The sequence below is a fragment of the Luteolibacter sp. genome (genome assembly GCF_039920825.1).
GTDB lineage: Bacteria > Verrucomicrobiota > Verrucomicrobiia > Verrucomicrobiales > Akkermansiaceae > Luteolibacter.
Genome location: NZ_JBDSCX010000078.1, coordinates 23,380 through 46,319, shown reverse-complemented (window position 1 = coordinate 46,319; position 22,940 = coordinate 23,380). Strand labels below are relative to the sequence as shown.

Here is a 22,940-nt window from a genome sequence, read left to right as displayed (position 1 = left end):
CCCCCCCAAATGGGGAGAGCTGGAAAATGTTACTCATTCGGGCTTAGGCGCTCTGTTTTTTACCTTGTCTTTGATGGCACCGCGCCCTCATTTCTACCGATCTGCACCCAACCCATGGACCCTTTCAATTTGGATTCTCCATCTTGATAAAAACGCAGCCTGTGTTTACTTTATAATTATGAAAACCCCGTCTCCATCACTGACCGCATGTTTGGTGGTGGGCGTTTCGTGCCTTATGTGGACCGGAGGAATTACTCTGGCCATGGTGTATTTTTTGGGGCTCTCCAGCACGGTGGGTTGGATCATCGGAGGCTCTCTGGCTCTGTCATCAATGGTCGCGGTGATTTTCATTCTGCATGAAATGCGGAATGCCATCGAGTTGCCGGATACCTCGGAGAACACGGATTTGGAGGGAACTTTTGCGTCGAATCACTGGAGTTCCGTGTCGGGTGCCGCACCGGTGCCGAGAACGGTTGCTCCGGCTTTCCGCGTGTCCGGCGACGTTTATTGATTTCCCGGGGACGAGGGCTTGCCGGATCGGAAAAACAAATTGCGAAGCTCCCCGGCGTCAGCTAGCGTGAAAGGTGGTAATCAGCCTGTAGCAACAACTTCAATGACCTATGAAATCGACGCCCGAAGAATCAACGATACTCGCGGAAAAAATCGCGGTGGTGGATGCGAAGCTCGAAAAGCTGGAGCAGGAAATTCATGAAATCGGTCAACCTGCCGGTCAGGAACTTCTCCGACGGCTGGAGATGTTGAAAATCGAGGAGAAGGCGTTGAAGCGCAATTTCGAGGAATCCCGGCTGCGCGGCGAGCCCGATTCCGTCAGGATGGAAAAAATCGAGGCGCTGCTTCACCACATCGAGCGCGAGGAATCCTCGATGGAGCGCGATGCGGATTTCCTTCATTCTGCCGCGCCGTCGTCCATGGGGTTGGCGGTCGAGGCGGGGGCCAGAGTGGTGGATCTCTATCGGCGTGCCTTTCGCCGGGTGATGGGTGATCATCGTCCGTTAGGTTCGTCGGTTTTTGTCAATCACACCCACGACAACCTGGCGTCCGAGTTCGGTCTGAAGGAGCATGACGACGGGCGGCCGCCGGGTGGTGCGGACCAATAGATTGGTATTTCGTCAAAGAGACGGAGGTTTTTTGTGACGCCAGCCGTTCGTGCTTTCGTCCATCCGCTCGAGCCCGCTGAGAACCTCCTGCAACCCTCGGCGGATGTGCTCGCGCATGGCTTCGTCGGCTTGAACCGGAGTGCTGTCGGCGAGCGTGTCGGTAAGGCGGGCGTGGAAATCGGAGCCAAGCGTGCGGCGCTCCACTGCGGTGTCATAAAGCCAGTTGAAAATCAGCACCTGTTCCTTCTCGATGGCATCCCGCAAGGCGGGGCAGCGCGCGCATTCCGCGATGTGGAGATGCAGCTTCATGTGATAGGAGTTCACGGAGAACAAAAATTCACGGTCGTCGGCACAGCCCTCGCTGGCGGCATAGAGTTGGTCCACCCGACGTCCCATTTGTTGAAGCTCCTGTTTTTCATCACGAGTTGCCCGTTCGGAAAAAAGCCGCGCCGCTTGGGTTTCCAGCGCCTCACGCACCAAGCTGCGGTCCTCGATGTCCTGTCGCGTCGGAATTCGCACCCGCGTTCCGACACGTGGTTTGCTTTCGACCAGTCCCTCGCGCTCCAACCTCTGCAATGCCTCGCTGACAGGCGGCACGCTGATGTCCAAGGCCGCGGCCAGTTTCCTCCGGGCCAGCGCCATGCCGACAGGGAGTTCACCTTTGAGAATCTGGTTGCGGATTTCCAAATATGCCCGCTCAGCCAGCGAGTGGGTTCGCGCGGCGGAAGAAGCGGGAGAAACGGATTTGGCGGTTTTCTTGTTCACGGATTCGTTGAACTTTGTCGGGCTGTGAAATATCAGTGGGAAATAACAATTTTCCCGCCCCAATTGTCAAGAATCAGCACTTTCAGGCCAGATTCAGATCACTGCTTGACACGGTCCATCACTGATATATCAGTGGCTTCATTCTAAACCCAATGATGAATATTCCTTTGCTGGCTCTTGCAGCCATCGGAGCCGCTGCTCCACTGACGCGTGCTGTCGCCGATGCTCCGGCCGATACCGGCCTGTCGCGGCATGCGTTTCTTTACACGGGCGAATGGGATCATCGGAAAGCGACGCAGACGATTTTTGTCGTGCGCGACGGCAAGGTTTCGTGGAGCTACGACATCCCGATCAAGGACGCCGACGGTGTAATGCAGGAGCTTGGCGACGCCACCATGCTTCCTAACGGCAACATCATCTTCTGCCGCAAAACGGGTGCCAGCGAAGTCACACCGGACAAGAAAATTGTCTGGGATCTCGCCGCGCCGAAAGGCTCGGAAATCCATTCCGTGCAACCGATCGGACCCGACCGGGTGCTGGTGACCCAAAACGGCGATCCTGCAAAGCTGATGGTTATCGAGAAGGCGACCGGAAAAATCGAGAAGGAGATCACCCTGCCAGTTCCTTATCCGGAGCGCCCGCATTTGCAGTTCCGCCGCGTCCGGCAGACGAAGGAAGGCACGTTTCTAGCAGCCCACCTGGATGATCGCAAGGTTGTCGAATACGACCAAGAGGGCAAGGAACTGTGGTCTTATGCCACGAAAGATCCGTGGTCGGCCAGCCGGCTCGACAACGGCAACACGCTCATCACCGGAGATCACTCGAATGTCATCGAGGTGGACAAGCAGGGAAAGATCGTCTGGCAGTTTTCCGGAAAGGATGTGCCGGACATCCAATGTTTCATTTTCCAGGAAGCACGCCGCCTTGCTAACGGAAACACGGTGATCTGCAACTGGTGCCCGGTCGATTTGAAAGATCCTGAAAAATGGCCGGGCTCGGTGCAGGTGTTGGAAGTAACACCGGCGAAAAAAGTGGTTTGGGCGTTGAGCCAATGGAAAGACCCGGATCTCGGACCGGCGTCTTCCATCCAATTGCTGGATGATGGAGTTGTGGTGGAAACCGGTGGATTGCAACAATGACGACCGCCGCAGCTCCATCATCCGCAGCCTGGAAAATCGCGATTCTCGTCAGCGTGGCGATCGCGATCAGTTATCTGGATCGGCAGACCTTGCCATGGGCGATCAAGGCAATCCAGGCGGACATCCCGTTCAGCAACCAGGTGAAGGCCGGATTGGACTCGGCGTTTCTGGTGACCTACGGGCTGATGTATGTCGGTGGCGGAATGCTACTCGATAAAATGGGCACGCGCCGGGGATTTCTGGTCATCATGATCTTCTGGTCGCTCGCTTGTGCGAGCCATGGACTGGCTGGCGGTGTGGTGATGCTGGCTGCGAGCCGATTGTTGTTAGGAGTTGGTGAGGGCGGTGGATTTCCCGCTGCGACGCGTGCGGTGGCGGAGTGGTTTCCGGGAAACAACCGCGCCACGGCGATGGGCATCATCAACGCAGGCACGGCGGTCGGCGCGGTGATTGCTCCGCCGCTGATCGCACTGGTGCTGACGCATTGTCATTGGCTCGGACTGGCTCCGTGGCGATGGGTATTCTTTTTAACCGGCGGGCTCGGCTTGCTGTGGACGATCTGGTGGTGGCGTGGTTATCGAACACCGGATCAGCCTTCCTCCGCTCCTGTTTGCGAGGTCCGTATTCCACTCGCGAGTTTGCTGAAGCATCGTGAAACGTGGGCAATCGTTGGTGCGAAATTTCTCAGCGATGGAGCGTGGTATTTCTATCTGTTCTGGCTGCCGAAGTATTTGTTCGACGCGTTCCAACTCGATATCAAAACCGCAGGCAGCATCGGCTGGATTCCTTACGCCGCATCCGGCGTCGGCTGTCTGGTCGGCGGCAGTTTTTCAAGCTGGTTGCTCGGGCGCGGGCTTTCGGTGAACGCCTCGCGCAAGATCGCCCTCGGTGCGAGTGCGGCGCTGATGCCATGGGTGATGTTCGTGCCGCAGTTGCATTCCGTCGGCTGGGTCATTTTCATTTTCAGCCTCGCGTTTTTCGGGCAACAATCATGGTCCACGCTGGTGATGATTTTACCCACCGACATGATTTCGAAAAAAGCCGTCGGCACGCTTGCCGGACTCGTCGGCTTCGGCGGCGCGATGGGCGGAGTCCTGCTCGGTCAGGTCGTCGGCTGGCTTCGCGACCACGGCTACAGCTATACGCCCGCGCTGGTCATTTCCGGGTCGATGCACGTCGCCGCATTCATTCTCATTTGCCTGCTGGTCCCCAAAATCCAACCCATCCAAACCCATCCGTGAAACCGATATCAATCCTGTTAGTGGCTCTCCTTTCCGTCGCTCCCTTTGCCCGGGCCGATCATCCTTTCCTGTGTACCGATTCCGTGGCCGGAAAGGTCTGCGTCGTATCCGCGGAGGGAAAAATCGAGTGGGAACATTCCTGCAATCATCCTCAGGATTGCTGGCGGCTGCCGAGTGGTAACTATCTCTTCAGCCATAGCGGCGGCGCGTTGGAAATGACAACCGGCAAGGAAACCGTCTGGGAATACAAAGCCGGCGCAAATACCGAAGTCCACGCCTGCCAGCCTTTGCCCTGCGGTCTCGTGCTCGTCGTCGAGTGCGGACCCTGCCGGCTGTTGGAAATCGGACATGACGGCAAAATCGCCAAGGAAATCAAACTCACTCCTCCGCCGGAGTCCGTGAAACTTCACGACCAGTTCCGCGGTGTCCGGAAAACACAGGACGGACATTATCTCGTCTGCCGCAAAGGCGAGCATGTGGTTCAGGAACTCGATGGCGATGGCAAATCACTGCGCGAAATCAAGGTGCCCGGCGACGTCCACGAGGTCGTGCCACTGCCCGATCACCATCTGCTAGTCACCTGTGGCGACGGCCACAAGGTCGTTGAGTTGGACGCGGAAGAAAAGATCGTTTGGGAGTTGAACGAAAATGATCTGCCGGGCAATCCGCTGCGCCTCATGGCGGGCTGCCAGCGTCTTCCTAACGGCAATACCGTCTTCTGCAATTACCTCGGTCACGGCCACCTCGGTGAGCAGCCGCAGGTGTTCGAACTCACGCCCGACAAGAAAATCGTCTGGCAATCCGCTGACCACGCGAACTTCAAATCCATCAATCAGATCCAATTGCTCGACGTCCCCGGCGATGTCACCAAGGGCGAAGTTCTCCGCTAACAAACATCATGAAAATCAAGGAAATCCGCACCCGCGTCATCGAATGGCGCGGCAAAACCGTCCCGCTCCCACCGCATTTCTGCACGAATCCGATGGACGCCGTTTCGCCGATGCTGAGCAAATCGACGATGGGCACCTTCACGTTCCACAGTTGGCTGATCGTGGAAATTTTCACCGACGACGGCTTGGTCGGCATCGGCAATGCCGCGCTGTCGCCGCGCGTGACCAAGCAGGTCATCGATCTCTATCTGAAGCCGCTGCTCATCGGAGCCGACCCGTGGGACATCGAATTTCTCTGGCAGCACATGTATCGCAAGACCATGGCGTTCGGACGCAAGGGCATTGGCATGGTCGCAATCAGCGCGGTGGACATCGCGCTGTGGGACATCCTCGGCAAGTCCGCGAAACAACCGGTCTATCGACTTCTCGGCGGTCGAACAAAACCAAAAATCCCCGTCTATGCCAGCCGGCTCTATTCGACGCCACTCGACGAACTCGCGAGCGAATCGAAGCGCTACAAGGACGAAGGCTATCAGGCGATGAAGATGCGTTTCGGCTGGGGCCCGACCGACGGCGCGGCGGGGATGCAAAAGAACCTCGATCTCGTTCGCACCGTGCGCGAAACCGTCGGTGATGGAGTGGACATCATGGCCGACGCCTACATGGGTTGGAATCTCGATTACGCGAAACGGATGATTCCCCGACTCGAAGAGTACAACCTCCGCTGGCTCGAAGAAGCCGTGATTCCCGACGACATCCACGGCTATGCGGAATTGAAAAAACACGGCCGCGTTCCCATCGCCGGTGGCGAGCACGAGTTTACTCTCTACGGTTTCCGCGAGCTGATCGAAGCTCGTGCGGTGGACTATATCCAGTTCGACACCAATCGCGTCGGCGGCATCACGCAAGCGAAGAAAATCGCCGCGCTCGCAGAGGCGCATTCGATCCCCGTCATCCCCCACGCCGGGCAGATGCACAACTATCACATCGTCATGGCCAGCCTGAACTCGCCGATGGCCGAGTTCTTCCCGAAGGTCGATGTGGAAGTTGGAAACGAGCTGTTCTGGTATTGCTTCGACGGCGAACCGATTCCTAAAGACGGCTACATCGATCTTGACGAAAATACCCCAGGACTCGGCCTAACGGTGAACGAGGAAAGCCTGAAAAACTTCGAAGTCATCGAATGAAACGCCTCGTCCAAATCCAGAATGGTTCGACCCGCCACGTCGCATTCGTCGAAGAACCCCATTTGCACATCCTCGCCGGAGTCTCGTCAATTTACGAACTTGCACAACAAGCCATCGAAAGCGAAACCTCCCTTTTCGCACTGATCCGGGAACGCGCGACCGGCGGACTGTTAGACTACGACGCGATTTACTCGGGAAGCTCACCGTGGCAATTGCTCCTGCCGATCGATCATCCTGAAAATCCGGCGCGCTGTCTGGTTTCCGGTACCGGACTCACCCATCTCGGCAGCGCGAAAAATCGCCAGTCCATGCACACCGGCGGCGACGAACAACTCACCGACAGCATGAAAATGTTCCGTTGGGGCGTCGAAGGCGGCAAACCCGCAGACGGAGAAATCGGCATTCCGCCGGAATGGTTTTACAAAGGCAACGGTTCGATCCTGCGAGGCCATGGCGACCCGCTTGATGTCCCGCCTTACGCCGACGACGGCGGCGAGGAAGCGGAAATTGCCGGAGTCTATCTGATCGATGCAAACGGGCAACCGCACCGCATCGGCATGGCGATCGGCAATGAGTTTTCCGACCACAAGTTCGAGAAAAAGAATTACCTGAATCTAGCAGGATCAAAAATCCGCACCTGTTCTCTCGGGCCGGAAATGGTCATCGATCCCGACTTCGGATCGATTGCAGGCAAAGTAACGCTCAAGCGCGGCGGAAGCGAATTGTGGTCGAAGGAAATCCTCACCGGCGAGGACGAGATGTGCCACAGCCTGCGGAACATCGAGCAGCATCATTTCAAATTCGAAACCCACCGCCGGCCCGGCGACTTGCATGTCCATTATTACGGAGCCTGCGCCTTGAGTTTCGGTGACGGCATCGAACTTGCCGACAAGGACTTGATGGAAATTTCGTTCAACGGCTTCGGCCGCGCGCTCCGCAATCCACTGCATGTCGCGAAAGAACAAGCCCCTTTGATCCACATCCAATCTCTGAAATAATCCAATGAGCAAACCCCACATCGCATTTCTCGGCCTCGGCCTGATGGGCTCCGGCATGGCCCGGCAACTTCTTACCAAGGGATATCCGCTCTCCGTTTTCAATCGCGATGCGGACAAGGCAAAGCCGCTCGGCAAGGAAGGCGCCCACGTCGCTGCCACTCCAGCGGAAGCGGCAACACACGCAAAGGTCATTATCAGCATGCTCGCCGACAACATCGCGTCGCGCGAACTCTGGCTCGGCGAAAACGGCGCGCTTGCGAACGCCGCACCAGGAACTCTTTGCATCGAGTGCGGCACGGTCACGGTCGAATGGGTCAAGGAACTTGCTGAGGCCGTCGTGCAAAAGGGCTGTGAGTTTCTGGACGCTCCGGTCACCGGCAGCAAGACTCAGGCAGCATCCGGCGAGCTCAATTTCCTCGTCGGCGGATCTAACGAATCACTGGAAAAGGCGCGGCCGGTCCTGATGGCGATGGGTAAATCCGTCACCCATCTCGGCCCTGCGGGCAGCGGTGCATTGATCAAGCTCATTAACAATTTCGTCTGCGGCGTGCAGATCGCTTCGCTGGCTGAAGCGCTGGCGATGATCGAACGCAGTAACCTAGACCGGACATCTGCGCTCGAAGTTCTCACCAACGGCGCGCCGGGAAGCCCGTTGGTCAAGGCGGTCTCCACCCGCATGACCACGCCTGACTTCACGCCGAATTTTCTGCTGCGCCTGATGGCCAAGGATCTCGATTACGCCATCGCTGAAGGAGGAAACCTTTCTGTCGATCTCACGACAGCCAAGGCGGCACTCGGTCTCTTCCAACAAGGAATCACCGGCGGGCATGGCGAAAAGGACATTTCCGCCATCATCGAGCCTTTTAGAAATCGTTGAAAATTCCCCATGAAAAACTCCACTTTCGCAACCGCGGCGCTGCTGCTTCTCGCCCGCCTCACCGCCCAGGAAATTCCCAAGGACGCACCTTATCTCGATACCAAGCAACCCGTAGAAACCCGCGTCGCGGATTTGATTTCGCGCCTTACATTGGAAGAGAAGGCCACGCTACTGAATCACAAGGGACCGACGGTCGAGCGCTTCAATATCCGCGCCGACCAATGGAACCAATGTCTGAACGGCGTGAAGTGGGACCGCCCGACGACATTGTTTCCCTCCTGCATCGCAATGGCGGCAACCTGGAACACCGAGCTGGTCCAGAACGACATCGCCAAGGTTCTATCCGACGAGGCTCGCGCCATTTACAACGGCTGGCATCTCGATCCCAAGGCCGCCGGCGAACACAAGGGGCTGATTTATCGGGCCCCGGTGATCAACATCGAGCGCAACCCCTACTGGGGCCGCAACCACGAGGCATGGGGCGAGGACCCGTTCCTCACCGGACGGATGGCGGTGGCTTATGTGAAAGGCTTGCAAGGCGACGATCCACGCTATCTGAAACTCGCGGCGACACTGAAGCACTATGCGGTCAACAACGTGGAGACGGATCGCACGAAGCTGAACTCGAACGTTTCCGAGCGCATGCTCCGCGAATACTGGCTGCCGCACTTCCGCGACGCGGTGGTCGAAGGCAAGGCATGCTCGCTGATGGCCAGCTACAACGCCATCAATGGCACACCTAACAACATCAACCGTTGGCTACTTACCGATCTTCTGAAAAACGAGTGGAAGCACGAAGGCTTCGTCGTCTCCGATCTCGGTGGTGTGAAAACCATGGTTGAAGGACACGAGAAAAAGCAGATGACCTACGTCGATGCCGTCGCCCAGTCGCTGATTGCGGGTTGTGATTTTTCCGACAAGGAGTTTCAGGAAAACATCCCGGCCGCCGTGCGCGAGGGGAAGCTGACTGAGGAACGCCTGAACGACGCCCTCACCCGCGTGCTGCGCGTACGGATGCGGCTGGGTGAGTTCGACCCGTTCGATGCCGTGCCTTATAGCAAGATTTCACCCGGTGTGGTTGGCTGCCCCGAGCACCGCGCTATCGCGCTCAAGGTTTCGCAACAATCCATCGTGCTGATGCAGAACAGCAACCAGCTTCTCCCACTCGACAAGGCCAAGATCAAGAGCATCGCCGTGATTGGACCGTTGGCCGACTTTGTGATCATGAACAACTACAATGGCACACCCGGCAAAGTGATCACCGCATTGCAAGGGATCAAAGACCGCGCCGCGCCGGGCACGGAAGTTTCATACGCAGTGGGCGGCGTGATCGGCGGAAAAGGAGGGGCTTGGGCAAAGGTCCCCGACGAGTCGAAGATTGATTCCAATACCGCAATTATAGAGGCGGTTGCGATGGCGAAAGCGGCGGATGTCGCCATCGTCTGCGTCGGCACCAATGCAGCGATTGAACAGGAGGGTCGTGACCGCAAGACACTTGGCCTAACCGGTAATCAGGAGGAGCTTGTGAAAGCCATTCTCGCCGCGAATCCCCGCACCGTCGTCGTGCAGATGAGCGCCGGACCTTTGACCGTGCCGGGGTTGAGAGAGAAAGTTCCAGCAATGCTTCAAGCGTGGTGGCCGGGCGAGGAAGGCGGACATGCCATCGCCGACGTGATTTTCGGCGACGTGAATCCGGCGGGCCGTTTGCCCCACACTGTTTACGCTTCCGAAAAGCAAGTGCCGCCGATGGACGAATATGATATCACCAAGGGTTTCACCTACATGTATGTGAACGGCGAACCACTCTATCCGTTCGGCCACGGACTGAGCTATACCAGTTTCAAATACGGTGGTCTGAAGCTGTCTTCGGAAAAGACCAAAGCCGACGGCAGTGTGGACGTAAGCGTGGACATCACGAACTCAGGCAAACGAGCGGGTGATGAAGTTGCGCAGCTTTACGTTCACCCGGAGAAGAGCAGCGTGAAACGCCCGGTCAAGGAACTGCGCGGATTCCAACGCATCAGCTTGCAGCCCGGGGAAACGAAAACCGTATCATTCACCCTGCCAGCCGCGAAGCTGGCGTTCTGGGACGAGAAGACTCACGGCTTCCTCACCGAACCGGGCGCTTACGACGTGATGGTCGGCGCGTCATCCGGGGACGTCCGTTCCAGGGCTCAATTGATTGTCACTCCGTAGTCCCGCAATACAGCTCCCAATGAAACCCATACTTTTCCTCGGCCTCCTGGCCCTATCAGCCGCCGCTCAAACCGAGCCGTTCCCTGTCACGATAGACGTGGACGCGGCGAAGTCCCTCGGCGATTTGAAACCGATCTGGCGCATGTTCGGTGCCGACGAACCAAACTATGCGACTATGAAGGACGGCACGAAGCTCATCGGCGAATTGGGCGAATTGCGGCCGAAGGATGTCTTCTTCCGAACGCACAACCTGCTTTGCTCCGGCGACGGGACGCCCGCGCTGAAGTGGGGTTCGACCGGTGTTTACTCCGAGGACGCCGACGGCAAGCCGATCTACGATTGGAAAATCCTCGATGGGATTTTCGACACCTATCTGGCCAAAGGCGTCCACCCCTATGCCCAGATTGGTTTCATGCCGGAGGCGATGTCCATTCATCCGCAGCCCTATCAGCACCAATGGAAGCCGGGCACGAAATACAGCGACATTGAGACGGGCTGGGCATACCCGCCGAAGGATTACGCGAAATGGTCGGAACTCGTGTTCCAGTGGGTGAAGCATTGCATCGGGCGCTACGGGCGTGAGGAAGTGGAGAAATGGTATTGGGAAGTCTGGAACGAACCTAATGGCGCTTACTGGAAAGCGAAGCCGGAAGAGTTCTTCAAACTGCACGACTATGCCATCGACGCGGTCCGCCGGGCGCTTCCCACCGCGCGCGTGGGCGGGCCGGACGTGGCAGGCAGCGGCGGCAAGTTCATGGAGGATTTCATGAAGCACGTCACCAGCGGCAAGAACTACGCCACGGGCAAAACCGGAACGCCGACGGATTTCCTGTCGTTTCACGCGAAGGGTTCGCCGGGATTCGTGGATGGTTATGTTAGAATGGGGATTGCCGATCAGCTTCGCGCGATCAATTCCGGCTTCGGCATGATCCGGAAAATTCCCGAGCTGAAGGATAAGGCCATCGTGATCGGCGAGTCCGATCCGGACGGTTGCGCCGCCTGCCAGGGACCGCAGCTTGGCTATCGAAACACCAACATGTATTCAAGCTACACCGCGGCGAGTTTCGCCCGCAAATACGATCTCGCGGCACGGCACGGCGTGAATCTGGATGCAGCGCTCACTTGGGCATTCGAGTTCGAGGACCAGCCGTTCTTCGCCGGACAACGGGTATTGGCCAGCCGAGGTATCGACCTGCCGGTGATGAATGTTTTCCGCATGTTCTCAAAAATGAGCGGGAAGCGCGTCGAGGCTAACAGCACGGGCGCGGTGTCACTGGATGACATGATGAAAAACGGCGTGCGCGGAAAACCGGACGTCGCCGCGTTTGCAAGCCGTTCGGAGAAGCAGCTTTGGGTGCTTGTCTGGCACTACCATGACGACGATGTTCCCGGCCCGGACGCACAGGTGTCGTTGTCCCTCGCAAGCTTACCCATCGGAAAAGGCGAGGTCACGCTAACACAATACCGCATCGACAACGAACACAGCAACGCGTTCATCGAATGGCAGGTGATGGGCTCCCCCGCCGCCCCCGACGCCGACCAATACGCCACGCTTGTCAAAGCGGGACAACTCGCAGAGTTCGGCCCGGCCAAAATTCTTCCCGTCACGCAGGGGCACGCGAAAGTCGAGGTGAAGCTGCCGCGACAAGCGGTGGAACTACTGGTCTTCAACTGGAAGTGACTCAGTCAGAAAATGTCCTGAATTTGAAAAAACTACGCAAACACGTAATACATATTTCTTAAATATCAGGCTATTTGTCTTTTCATGACTGACAAAGAAAAGCTCCAGCAACTCTTCCAAGCCGCTCTGCAGGATTCTTCTCACGGCACCAAGCCGCTGGCCCGGGCGTTCCCAACGGCGCCGGCGGTTGTCACTCCCCCGGTTCTGCAGAGCCCATCCCCCGCGCCGGTTCAACCGGCAGTAGTTGTGGAAGTTCCTGCCCCCCGCGCGATCGAGCCGCTCGTCCAGCCGATGCCCAATGCCGGGCTCGACCACGAGACTGCGACGGAATTGGGAGCTCTTCTTGATGCTCAGATCAAACGCAAGGCGCGCAGGCGTCGGCGTGAGCTGGTCATGACCCTGGTGGTTTGTTTCGGCCTGACCGGCGGCGGTTACGGCTGGTTCATCCAATCTCCCTCCAGGGTCCAGGCTTTCAGCGATGCCATGAAGGACATCCGCTCGGTGGGTGATATCAAGGGCATGGTGGCGAAATATCAGAAGGCGCTGGACCGCGTCGCCGCCCGTGGCCAACAGATCGACCAGGCATCCGTCGCGATGGGGGTCGATCCCACCAAGGTGAGCAATGAGGACGCATATTTCACGGAGGAAACGAAGGACGTCATGAAGGTCGAAGGTGTCGATATGGGTGCCCGCAACAAACGCCTGCAGGACTCTCTGGGCAAACTGGCGAAACATCCGGATGCCGCCGCGGCGGTGGCCGAAGCGGATGCTGCGAAGAAACCCGGCAAGCCGGTCGATAAGTCCGTCGCGAAAACCGGCGATTCCTTCGAGTGGGATAAATAATTTCGAGAGACTTGCCCGCAAGCGCCCGTCTTGGCAGGTTGCGTGCGATGGACCTTTCGAATTACTTGCGCATGGATCCCCACTTGCTGGTGGGGCTCGTGAATACCGAGCTGCGGAACCATAGCGAGTCGCTCGATGATCTGGTGAAGACCCACCATTTGGAAATCGACGCGCTCGTCGGCAAGCTCGCGGAGGCGGGCTACGATTACATGCCGGAGCAAAAGCAATTCCGCTGATCCCGCTTGGAAAAACCCACCCGTCTGAAATCGTGTCCGCTTTTGTGAATTTTCCCGCGCTTCTGTTAGTGATCATCCTCGGTTCCGCCTGGCTCCCGGCGGCACCCGTCAGCCTCGTTCCGGAAAAGCCCGGAAAAATCACCACCGTCGCCCCCGGCGTGATCCTCGTGGATTTCGACAAGGTCGCATTCGGCAACCTGCTGATCACACCTCCTGTCGGCCAAACCGGGCCTATCAGAATTCATTTCGGCGAAGCCCTGCGGAATGGCAGGATCGATCGCAATCCTCCGGGGTCCGTTCGCTATGCGTCGGTGGAAATGCAACCCAAAGGCACCAAGCCGATGGTGATCGCGCCGCCAGCCGATGTTAGGAATACCAAGCAACCGGAAGCCGTTCTCACACCCGAGCGGTGGGGAGTGCTGACGCCGTTCCGCTGGGTGGAAATCGAAGGCTGGCCCGGCGAATTGGATCCCGCCCGAATCATCAGGCAATCCGCTTTTTCCGCCACTTGGAATGACGGCGATGCGGCGTTTCATTCGTCCGATGAAATGCTCAACCGGATTTGGGATTTGTGCCGCTATTCAATCAAGGCCACCACCTTCGCCGGGGTGTATGTCGATGGCGATCGCGAACGAATTTCCTACGAGGGCGACGCCTATCTGAACCAGCTCAGCCACTACGCGACCAGTAACGACATTCAGATGGCGCGCGACACGTTCGACCGGCTGATGAAGCTCCCGACCTGGCCGACCGAATGGGCATCGCACATGGTTTTCATGGCCTACGCCGATTGGATGCACACCGGCGATGCCAGGTGGCTGGCCTCGCGCTACGAGCCGCTCAAGAAGAAGCTTCTGCTAGGAAGGGTGGGGGATGGCGGACTCGTGATGAGCAATGGGCAGCAGATCAAGCGGGATGACATTGTGGACTGGCCCGTCGACGAGCGCGACGGTTACGTGTTTACGAAAACCAACACGGTGGTCAACGCGTTCCATTTGCGATCCCTAATGAAAATGTCGGAGCTCGCGCGGGCCGTCGGAAACAATGCGGATGCTTCGAAATTTGCCGAGAACGTCACAATGGCTCAAGCCAGATTCCAGGACAGCCTCTTCGACTCGTCCACCGGACTCTATCGAGACGGCGTCGGCACCAATCACTCGTCCCTCCATGCGAATTTGTTCCCTCTCGCGTTCAATCTCGTACCTGCCGAAAAGCAAAAAGCCATCACCGACTGGGTGGCCGGTCGCGGCATGGGCTGCTCTGTTTACGCGGCGCAGTATCTCCTCGAAGGCCTGTTTGAAAATGGAGCGGACGTGCAGGCGATCCGGCTGATCACCGCCTCTAACGACCGGAGCTGGAAGCACATGGTGGACAGCGGCACCACCATCACCTGGGAGGCATGGGACCAGCAGTACAAGCCGAATCAGGACTGGAATCACGCCTGGGGCGCCGCTCCGGCCAACCTGCTGCCTCGTTTCGTCCTCGGCGCGCAGCCGTTGTCACCCGGCTGGAAACGCGCGAAAATCCGGCCTCATCCCGGCGGCCTGACTTTTGCCAACGGAAAAATCCCGACGCCGCGCGGTCCGATTCTGGTGGATTGGAAAAGCGGCACGTCGTTTTCGATTTCCCTCAAGCTGCCGTCCGATATGAGCGCGAAGGTGGAACTTCCTGCCGTTGGTGAATCGGGCGGTGTTACGATCAATGGCAAGCCGGTCGCCGCTCACCGCGATGGCGCCTGGTGGATACTCGATAAGGACGTTTCAGGAACGGCCAGAATCGAGGTTCGATAGAAGTTAGGGAAAGCATGGCGGCGACATCACGCACAAAAGCCGAATTAGTCATCGACCGATCCCGGATTTCTCTATCATCTGTTCACTTTTCCAGAATTCATTATGAAATTTCCCACTCTCCCGATCCTCGCCGGCTTTGCCTTGCTTGTCACCGCCTGCGGCAAAAAAGCAGTCAATCCACCGCCAGTTCAAACAGGGGCCGAATCGATCGTCCTCGCGGAAAAGCACTTTCTTCCACCGGTCGGGACGGTCGTGACCAAGGAGACGACGATGAAAATGTTGAATGCTCCGATGACGGTGAAGGCCGGCCCTCGGGAGCTTGAAGGCACTGCCACCCAGACCACGAGTGATAAGGAAACGATCGAGACTCTCGCGAAAGATAAGGTCAGGCGTGTCATCTCTAGCAGGAAAACCACCGGTAAAATGACCGTGAACGGGAAGGATCAGGAGACTCCTGAAAAGGAGGACCCGCTGGAAGGGATTCCCGTGATCGTGGAACGCAAGGGCGGCAAGTGGTCCGCGACTTTGGAAAGCGGAGAAACGCCGACTCCGGACCAACAGAAGGGTTTTGGCAAGATCACCAAGGAGATGGACAGGGACTCGGATTTTGAAACTTACGGAGATGCTCCGCGCAAAATCGGCGACAAATGGTCCGTCGATCCTGGCAAACTCCTGAACTTCGGCAATGCGGAAAACGTTACCGGGACGTATGATGTGGAGTTGATCGAAGTGGCGGATTTTCAAGGTGTGCGTTGTGCCGTGGTTAAAGCAAAATTCGACTTCAAGGGAACCTCCGAGTCTGAGGACGGTGGAACTCCCATGGATATGCACCTCGTTGGTGAGGCCTTCTCCCACCGGTCCATCGCCGACATGATTGACCTTGATGTGGAGGTCAACGGAACCATGACCATCAGTGGCTCACCTGCACAAAATGTCTCCATCCACATTGAGGGGCCGACGACGATTACCGAAAAAGCATTCTTGAAAAAGCCGTGAGCTGAGGGCATGACCGCAGTTCGGTTGAGTTGGCGATTTCACAATTGTCATCTCCGGACCTCGAACCGGTTTTCCGGAATCCAGAACCACATTTCGAGATCGTCTCTAGCGGATATTTCGGTGCTGCGAAACGCCGAATTTGAGGGTTGCATGAAAGTGGTGGAAAAGTGTTTCTTCGAGGTCGCCATGATGAAATCGTCCCGCTTTTTTACCCATCCGATTTCGCTCCTTTGCCGCACGGCATTCGGTCTCGCATGGATCGGTTGCAGCCATTTACAGGCACAGGAAAAACCGGGAAATGCGGCGGACCCCAAGCTGACGGCGACTGCCTTTGTCGAGCAACTGCGAACCGGCAAACTGGCCTGCCCGCTCGACATGCTCATGGACATTCCCAAAGTGTGGAGCCTCACGCCGGATCAGTTGAGCGCCGCGTTCGTCGTTCCGAAAGGCGTGGAGTTGAAGAAGAATCCGTTTTTTGAATGGATGACCACCGACCGGACACGGGCGGTTTTCATGAAGCATCCTTATTCCGATTTGGAGGTGAACCTGACCTTGTTCGGCGGCGAAATGCCGGTCGAGGAAGTGGTGGTGGATTTCCTCGACGGGAAACTCAACGGCATCACCTTCTCACTTTATAACAAAGGCGACTCGGGTGAAATCAGCACGGCGGATTTCCAAACCAGATTCAAACTCTGCGGCAAGAAAGTGAGCGAGCTGTTGCAGGTCAAACCGAGTTCGAGGAAGGCCGCTCCGACCGAGGGATTGCTTGCGGAGGGATGGATCTGGATTTCGCAAAAAGGCATGGCGGCCCTCGAGCACAACCCCGAGGCGAATACGGGCGAGGTCGAATTTCTCCGGCTCAAGATCGCCCCGCGCGATGCGAAGGGCACCATTGCCGCCTCATTCCAAGGCCGGTCGTCGGCGGTGAAACTTTCCGATCTTCCGAAAAACCTCACCAAGACTCCTAACGGCGATACTTTTATCAAGGGCATCCCGATGGTCGATCAGGGGCCGAAGGGCTACTGCGTGGTGGCTTCGGCACAACGGCTTTTCGAATACTACGGCATTCCCGCGGACCAACATCAGATCGCCCAGGTGGCCGGCACTGATGCGCAGAAGGGCACGAGTTCCCTCGCGATGGCCGAAGCTCTCGGGAAAATCGATTTCCGTTTCAAGACACGTTTCAAGATCCTCTGCATGGCGTCGTCACAGGAACTCGTGGAAGTGGACGAGCGCAAAATGACGGTCGGGAAACCCGTCGGCGAGGAACAGTTCGCCAAGGACATTCACCACTACATCGACGAAGGAATCCCGCTGCTGTGGGGTCTAACACTCGGCAAGTATCCTGAGGAACCCTCCATCGCCCAGCAGGCGGGCGGCAGTCACATGCGGATGATCATCGGCTACAACGACAAGACGGGCAGCGTCCTCTTCAGTGATTCATGGGGTGCCGGACACGAGCTGAAGCGGATGACCATGGACAATGCCTACAAGGCGACCCATGGGCTGTTCGCGATGTTCCCGACAGTGCGTTAAAATCGCTCGCCGTTTGGCCCCGCAACTGCATGATTCGGGCGTGATCCGGAGTTTTCTGCTAGTTCTTCTCGTCCTCGGCATCGCCCGCGCCGAACCGCTCGCCATTCGCGCCGTTGCGGCGAATCTGACCTCGGACAACAAGCAGTCCTACTCGCCCGACAACGGAAATCACAGCAATCCGGAAGGCGCCGGAGCCCGCATTCTCAGGGCGCTCAAGCCGGACATCGTGATGATTCAGGAGTTCAACACCACCGTGCCCGTGCGGCAGTGGATCAATGGGACGCTCGGCGAGGAATACGTTTTCGTTCAGGAAACAGGCATGCAAATCCCGAACGGGATCATCAGCCGGTTTCCCATCGCCGAGTCTGGATCGTGGGATGATCCGGTCCTGAACAACCGCGAATTTGCGTGGGCGCACCTCCGCTTGCCGGAAAAACGCGACCTCTGGGTGGTTAGCGTCCACCTTCATTCCAAAGGCGACGCTTCGCGGAAAATCCAGACCGCCGCGCTCGCGAAATTCATCGCCGACAAGGTTCCCAAGGACGCCATGCTTCTCATCGGCGGCGATTTCAACACCCGCTCGACCGGTGAATCCTGTTTCAAGGAAATCGCGGACGTCGTCGTCATTCCGAAGAACCCGCCTGCCGATCAGCATGGGGAAATCAACACCAACGCCCCGCGCAACAAGCCTTACGACTGGGTGCTCGCCAGCAAATCCCTCGATCAGGCCGCGGTCCCCGTGAAACTCGCAGATGCGGAATTTTCGCACGGGCTGGTGTTCGACAGTCGCGTGTTCGAGCCATTGGAAAAACTCGCCCCGGTGAGCAAGGAAGACAGTGGCGTGCCGATGATGCAGCACATGGCTGTCGTCCGGGATTTCAAGATTCCGTAGGGCAATACTCCGTTTGTGGGTGATAGCTGGGATACCTCGGGTAGCGTAAACTGTCGCTCCGTCCAATGATTCGCCCGCTCTCTTTTTTTCCGCTTCTCCTTTCGTCTTTCGCGATGGGCGAGGAGCACGTGGAGTTTAACCGCGACATCCGGCCGATCCTGACCAAGCACTGCACCGCCTGCCACGGCGGTGTGAAGGAGGCGGGTGAAATCTCATTCATCTATCGGGAAAAAGCGCTCGCTCCCGGCAAGTCGGGAAAAATTCCCATCGTTCCCGGCAAGCCCGCCGAATCGGAAATGCTGCGCCGCCTCCGCAGCACCGATCCCGACGAGGTCATGCCGAAGCCGAAGCACGGGCCGCCGCTGCCGAAAGATGAAATCGCGTTGATCGAACGCTGGATCACCCAAGGCGCGGAATGGCAGAATCATTGGTCGTTCGTCCCTCCGAAGGAAACTCCGGTCACCGGCCTTTCTAACGAACAATGGCCGTCATCGCCGCTCGACCGCTTCATCCTCCAGCGCCTCGACCGCGAAAAACTCAAACCATCCCCCGAAGCTCCGCCCGAGGAATGGCTGCGGCGCGTTTCCTTCGATCTAACTGGATTGCCGCCGTCGCCCGAGGAACTCGCCACCTATCAGACGGATCTCGCGAAAGATCCTGCCTCCGCCCGCGCCGCCGTCGTGGATCGCTTGCTGGCATCACCGCATTTCGGGGAGCGCTGGGCATCCGTCTGGCTGGACCTCGCGCGTTATTCGGACACCTATGGATTTGAAAAAGATCCCGGCCGCGACATCTGGCCGTTCCGCGATTGGGTGATCCGTGCCTTCAACGCGGACATGCCGTATGATGAATTTACCATCGAGCAACTCGCCGGCGATTTGCTTCCGAACGCCACCGCCGACCAACGCCTCGCCACGGCGTTTCACCGCAATACCCAAACTAACACCGAAGGCGGCACCGACGACGAGGAGTTCCGGATGGCCGCTGTGATCGACCGTGTGAGCACCACCTGGACGACTTGGCAGGCTACGACGTTCGGCTGCGTGCAGTGCCATTCACATCCCTACGATCCCATCGAGCACGACGAGTTTTACAAGTTCGTCGCTTTCTTCAACAGCACCGAAGACTACGATCAGGACAATGATTTTCCGAAGATGAAAGTCTCTGCAGATCCTGCGAAATGCACCGAAGCATCCGGCATGGAAATCACCCTGCGCGTCCTCCGCGAACAACTCAACGGAGCCGGACTCACACTCGCACAAGCCACAGACGATTGGAGACCGTTCACTCCCGACGCGTTCGCGCCGAGCCACGGCAAGCTTGCTCTATCAACCGATGGCACGGTCCGAAGCGAGGGAACTTTTCCGGTTGGCAATGTGCACAAGGTCTCCGGCCCCGCTGCGGCATTCACCGCGTTGCGATTGAAGATTCTCCCTGAAATCGACGACCCGAAAAAATGGCCGGAGCGTGGTTCGCTGGTCACGAAGTTCGATGTGAATCTCATCGATGCCGCCGGAGCCGCGACGCCGGTCGCGATGAAGGAGGTTTTCGCGGATCATCTCGGCGATCCCAACGATCCGAATCCTAACGGCGACGTCGGCGGATTCCCGAAACTCGATGGCCCTCGCTGGTTTGTCTTCGTGCCGGAAAAAGCGATTGAGCCAATTCCCGGATCACGCTTGGAAATCTCGATGGAGCAAAAAGGCAAGACCGCCGGCGAACAAGCGACGCCGGTGAGACGCTTCTCGCTCGATGTTTCCAACCGTCATGAATGGACTTCCTTGGTCAATGACCCGAAGCGCGTCGAGATCTGGAAATCCCGGGACGAGCTTGCTAAACAATACAAATCTTTCGATGGCCCGATGGTCCCGGTCATGACCGAGCGCCCCGCACGCGAGACCCGCGTCTTCGCCCGTGGCAATCGATTGATGAAGGAAAACGTGGTTACTCCCGGCGTGCCGAAATTGTTAGCCAGCAGCACGTCGAAGGACGGCATGAGCCGCCTCGACATGGCGCGGTGGATTGCCAGTCCGGAAAACCCGCTCACCGCCCGCGTCATGGTGAACCGCCTGTGGGGCGAGCTGTTCGGCATCGGCATCGTGCAGACGATGGAAGACTTCGGCACCTCCGGTACGCCGCCGAGCCATCCCGAGTTGTTGGATCACCTCGCGCTGCGTTTTGAGAACGAGGACAAGTGGTCGGTCAAATCGATGCTGCGCGAAATCGTCCTTTCCTCGACCTACCGCCAAACCCATAATGCGGCGAAATCGCTGGTCGAAAAAGATCCTAACAATCGCCTTCTCGCCCGTGGCCCTCGCAACCGGCTTTCCGCCGAGATGATCCGCGACCAGGCGCTCGCCACCGCCGGTCTGCTCTCTCAGAAATCCTACGGCCCGCCGGTTTTTCCGCCACAACCTGAAGGCGTGTGGCGCTCGGTTTATAACGGCGCGAAGTGGAATGAATCGCAGGGCGAGGACCGCTACCGTCGCGGCATCTACACGTATTCGAAGCGCACCAGCGGCTTTCCGGGATTTCTCACGTTCGATGCGCCGGCCCGCGATCTTTGCACCGCCCGGCGGATCGTCAGCAACACACCGTTGCAAGCGCTCGTCACGATGAACGATCCGGCGCACATCGAAGCCGCGCGTGGGCTGGCGAAACGCATGGCCGCGCATTCCTCGGATCTGCCCGGGCAAATCGGCTTCGGCATGCTGCTCGCCACCCAGCAAGGCGCGCCGCCCGCGACGATCAGCGAACTTGTCTCGCTCCACGCCTCCTGTGTCGCCGACTATCAGCAAGCTCCTGCCGAGTCGGCCAAGCTCGGGGAAACTCCTGAAGCTGCAGCACTCGTGCTCGTCGCCAACACGATCCTGAACCTCGACTCCGCGCTCACCCGATGAAACCCGAACATTTCGCCCGGCTCCAGCATGCGCAATTGGAACACCTCACGCGCCGTCATTTCCTCGCGAAGTGCAGCACCGGCCTCGGCGCGATGTGGCTCGCCAGCGCGGCGAACCGCGCCTGGGGATCGTCCGGTGTTTTGCAGAAGGATCCGGCCAACCCATTGGCACCGGCGACGCCGCAGTTCATCGGCAAGGCGAAGCGGGTCATCTATCTGCACATGGCCGGCGCGCCTTCGCAGCACGAGCTCTTCGACTACAAGCCGGATCTCCTCAAACTGAACGGCAAGGAATGCCCGAAGGAATTCCTCGAAGGCAAGCAGTTCGCCTTCATCCAGGGCGTGCCGAAAATGTTAGGTCCGCAGTTCGAGTTCAAGCAGTATGGCCAGTCCGGCGCGTGGTTGTCCGACCGGCTGCCGCATTTTTCCTCCGTGGTCGATGAAGTGTGTTTTATCAAGTCGATGTACACCGACCAGTTCAACCACGGCCCTGCCCAGCTCCTCGTCCACACCGGCAGCCAGAACCTCGGAGCACCGTCCATCGGTGCATGGGCGACTTACGGGCTTGGTTCGGAAAACCAGAACCTTCCGGGTTTCATCGTTCTAACGTCCGGTGGGAAAAATCCCGACGCGGGTAAATCCGTGTGGGGCGCGGGTTACCTGCCGTCCGTCTATCAGGGGGTGCAATGCCGGTCGGAAGGCGACCCCGTGCTTTATCTGAGCGATCCCGATGGCATCTCCCGCGACATCCGCCGCCGCTCGCTCGATGCGCTCGACCGCATCAACCAGAAGATCGCCGAGGACGTCGGCGACGCGGAGACCGTCACCCGCATCGCCCAATACGAAATGGCCTACCGCATGCAGATGCACGCCACCGACGCCTTTGATTTGAAACAGGAATCGGAAGCGACCCACCAGCTCTATGGCACGCAGCCCGGCAAGGAATCGTTCGCTAACAACTGCCTCCTCGCCCGCCGCCTCGCCGAACGCGGCGTCCGCTACATCCAGCTTTTCCACTGGGGCTGGGACTCCCACGGCTCCGCCGCCAGCGAGGCTCTCAACAAGGGTTTCTCCGACCGATGCAAGGAAGTGGACCAGCCGATGACCGCGCTTTTAAAAGACCTCAAGCAACGCGGCCTGCTAGAGGACACGCTCGTCGTCTGGGGCGGCGAGTTCGGCCGCACGCCGATGCAGGAAAACCGCGGCGGTGTGGACAGCCCGTTCGTCGGCCGCGACCACAACCCCGGCGCATTCACCCTCTGGATGGCCGGCGGCGGCGTGAAGCCCGGCATTTCCTACGGCGAAACCGACCCCATCGGCTACGAAGCCATCAAGGACAAGGTCTCCATCCACGACCTCCACGCCACCATGCTCCACCTCATGGGCTTCGATCACGAGAAGCTGACATTCCCATCCAATGGTGCTCCACAGCGTCTCACCAATATCACCAAGCCCGGCAGTAAGATTGTTAAAGGCGTGATTGCCTGAGCCGGATCATGAAATTCATTTTGCCGAATCAAATTGCCAGCTCGCAGGCTGCTCCTCAGAGCCAATAGAATCACAGAAGGCGCTAATTTCTGGCGAAAAGACCAGCGGACGTTTTGATTGGCTGCGGGCTCACCTTTCTAGGGTTTTCCTTGTGAAATCGGATCAAAA

19 protein-coding genes are annotated in these 22,940 nt (G+C 58.1%); 18 read left to right on the top strand and 1 reads right to left on the bottom strand.

Going from position 1 to position 22,940, the window contains the following annotated elements:
- Positions 1 to 262: 262 nt before the first annotated feature.
- Both ABIQ96_RS22310 and ABIQ96_RS22305 read left to right on the top strand, forming a co-directional pair.
- Entirely contained in the window at positions 263 to 511 is a 249-nt protein-coding gene (locus ABIQ96_RS22310) for a hypothetical protein (protein ID WP_348216859.1), read from the top strand.
- Between the two features lie 109 nt (positions 512 to 620).
- On the top strand, positions 621 to 1,118 hold the full coding sequence (locus tag ABIQ96_RS22305; protein WP_348216858.1) for a hypothetical protein: 498 nt from the start codon (positions 621 to 623) through the stop codon (positions 1,116 to 1,118).
- A 12-nt stretch (positions 1,119 to 1,130) separates the two neighbouring features.
- Here ABIQ96_RS22305 and ABIQ96_RS22300 read toward each other — a convergent pair whose 3' ends face one another.
- Positions 1,131 to 1,883, bottom strand: coding sequence for a GntR family transcriptional regulator (locus ABIQ96_RS22300; RefSeq protein WP_348216857.1), 753 nt, complete (start codon positions 1,881 to 1,883; stop codon positions 1,131 to 1,133).
- Positions 1,884 to 2,035: 152 nt separating this feature from the next.
- Between ABIQ96_RS22300 and ABIQ96_RS22295 the strand changes: the two genes are divergently transcribed.
- The 16 genes from ABIQ96_RS22295 to ABIQ96_RS22220 all read left to right on the top strand — a co-directional run bounded on the left by ABIQ96_RS22295 (position 2,036) and on the right by ABIQ96_RS22220 (position 22,772).
- Positions 2,036 to 3,022, top strand: a complete 987-nt coding sequence (locus tag ABIQ96_RS22295; protein ID WP_348216856.1) for a PQQ-binding-like beta-propeller repeat protein — start codon at positions 2,036 to 2,038, stop codon at positions 3,020 to 3,022.
- Complete coding sequence (locus ABIQ96_RS22290; RefSeq protein ID WP_348216855.1) at positions 3,019 to 4,263, top strand: MFS transporter; 1,245 nt, start codon at positions 3,019 to 3,021, stop codon at positions 4,261 to 4,263. Before ABIQ96_RS22295 ends, ABIQ96_RS22290 begins: the two co-directional genes overlap by 4 nt.
- A complete protein-coding gene (locus tag ABIQ96_RS22285) occupies positions 4,260 to 5,153 on the top strand; it encodes a hypothetical protein (RefSeq protein WP_348216854.1) in 894 nt (297 codons plus the stop codon). Before ABIQ96_RS22290 ends, ABIQ96_RS22285 begins: the two co-directional genes overlap by 4 nt.
- A gap of 8 nt (positions 5,154 to 5,161) precedes the next feature.
- The gene (locus ABIQ96_RS22280; protein WP_348216853.1) at positions 5,162 to 6,340 is read left to right on the top strand and encodes an L-rhamnonate dehydratase; all 1,179 of its coding nucleotides are present in this window, start codon (positions 5,162 to 5,164) and stop codon (positions 6,338 to 6,340) included.
- The gene (gene araD1, locus ABIQ96_RS22275; RefSeq protein ID WP_348216852.1) at positions 6,337 to 7,338 is read left to right on the top strand and encodes an AraD1 family protein; all 1,002 of its coding nucleotides are present in this window, start codon (positions 6,337 to 6,339) and stop codon (positions 7,336 to 7,338) included. Before ABIQ96_RS22280 ends, araD1 begins: the two co-directional genes overlap by 4 nt.
- Before the next feature lie 4 nt (positions 7,339 to 7,342).
- Positions 7,343 to 8,215: an NAD(P)-dependent oxidoreductase gene (locus ABIQ96_RS22270; RefSeq protein ID WP_348216851.1), complete on the top strand. Its 873-nt coding sequence runs from the start codon at positions 7,343 to 7,345 to the stop codon at positions 8,213 to 8,215.
- A gap of 9 nt (positions 8,216 to 8,224) precedes the next feature.
- Positions 8,225 to 10,411, top strand: a complete 2,187-nt coding sequence (locus ABIQ96_RS22265) for a glycoside hydrolase family 3 C-terminal domain-containing protein (protein WP_348216850.1) — start codon at positions 8,225 to 8,227, stop codon at positions 10,409 to 10,411.
- Positions 10,412 to 10,430: 19 nt separating this feature from the next.
- Positions 10,431 to 12,092, top strand: coding sequence for a beta-xylosidase (locus tag ABIQ96_RS22260; RefSeq protein WP_348216849.1), 1,662 nt, complete (start codon positions 10,431 to 10,433; stop codon positions 12,090 to 12,092).
- A gap of 84 nt (positions 12,093 to 12,176) precedes the next feature.
- The gene (locus ABIQ96_RS22255; RefSeq protein ID WP_348216848.1) at positions 12,177 to 12,935 is read left to right on the top strand and encodes a hypothetical protein; all 759 of its coding nucleotides are present in this window, start codon (positions 12,177 to 12,179) and stop codon (positions 12,933 to 12,935) included.
- 71 nt (positions 12,936 to 13,006) lie between these two features.
- Complete coding sequence (locus tag ABIQ96_RS22250) at positions 13,007 to 13,171, top strand: DUF4250 domain-containing protein (protein ID WP_348216847.1); 165 nt, start codon at positions 13,007 to 13,009, stop codon at positions 13,169 to 13,171.
- A 32-nt stretch (positions 13,172 to 13,203) separates the two neighbouring features.
- On the top strand, positions 13,204 to 14,961 hold the full coding sequence (locus ABIQ96_RS22245; RefSeq protein WP_348216846.1) for an alpha-L-rhamnosidase C-terminal domain-containing protein: 1,758 nt from the start codon (positions 13,204 to 13,206) through the stop codon (positions 14,959 to 14,961).
- Between the two features lie 102 nt (positions 14,962 to 15,063).
- Complete coding sequence (locus ABIQ96_RS22240; RefSeq protein ID WP_348216845.1) at positions 15,064 to 15,957, top strand: hypothetical protein; 894 nt, start codon at positions 15,064 to 15,066, stop codon at positions 15,955 to 15,957.
- 186 nt (positions 15,958 to 16,143) lie between these two features.
- Positions 16,144 to 17,493, top strand: a complete 1,350-nt coding sequence (locus ABIQ96_RS22235) for a C39 family peptidase (RefSeq protein WP_348216844.1) — start codon at positions 16,144 to 16,146, stop codon at positions 17,491 to 17,493.
- 40 nt (positions 17,494 to 17,533) lie between these two features.
- Entirely contained in the window at positions 17,534 to 18,385 is an 852-nt protein-coding gene (locus tag ABIQ96_RS22230) for an endonuclease/exonuclease/phosphatase family protein (RefSeq protein ID WP_348216843.1), read from the top strand.
- A 113-nt stretch (positions 18,386 to 18,498) separates the two neighbouring features.
- Positions 18,499 to 21,285 (top strand): PSD1 and planctomycete cytochrome C domain-containing protein, encoded by a 2,787-nt coding sequence (locus tag ABIQ96_RS22225; RefSeq protein WP_348216842.1) that lies wholly within the window; start codon positions 18,499 to 18,501, stop codon positions 21,283 to 21,285.
- Positions 21,282 to 22,772 carry a DUF1501 domain-containing protein gene (locus ABIQ96_RS22220; RefSeq protein ID WP_348216841.1) on the top strand — a complete coding sequence of 497 codons (1,491 nt, stop codon included), beginning with the start codon at positions 21,282 to 21,284 and terminating at the stop codon, positions 22,770 to 22,772. Before ABIQ96_RS22225 ends, ABIQ96_RS22220 begins: the two co-directional genes overlap by 4 nt.
- The last annotated feature ends 168 nt before the right edge of the window (positions 22,773 to 22,940 follow it).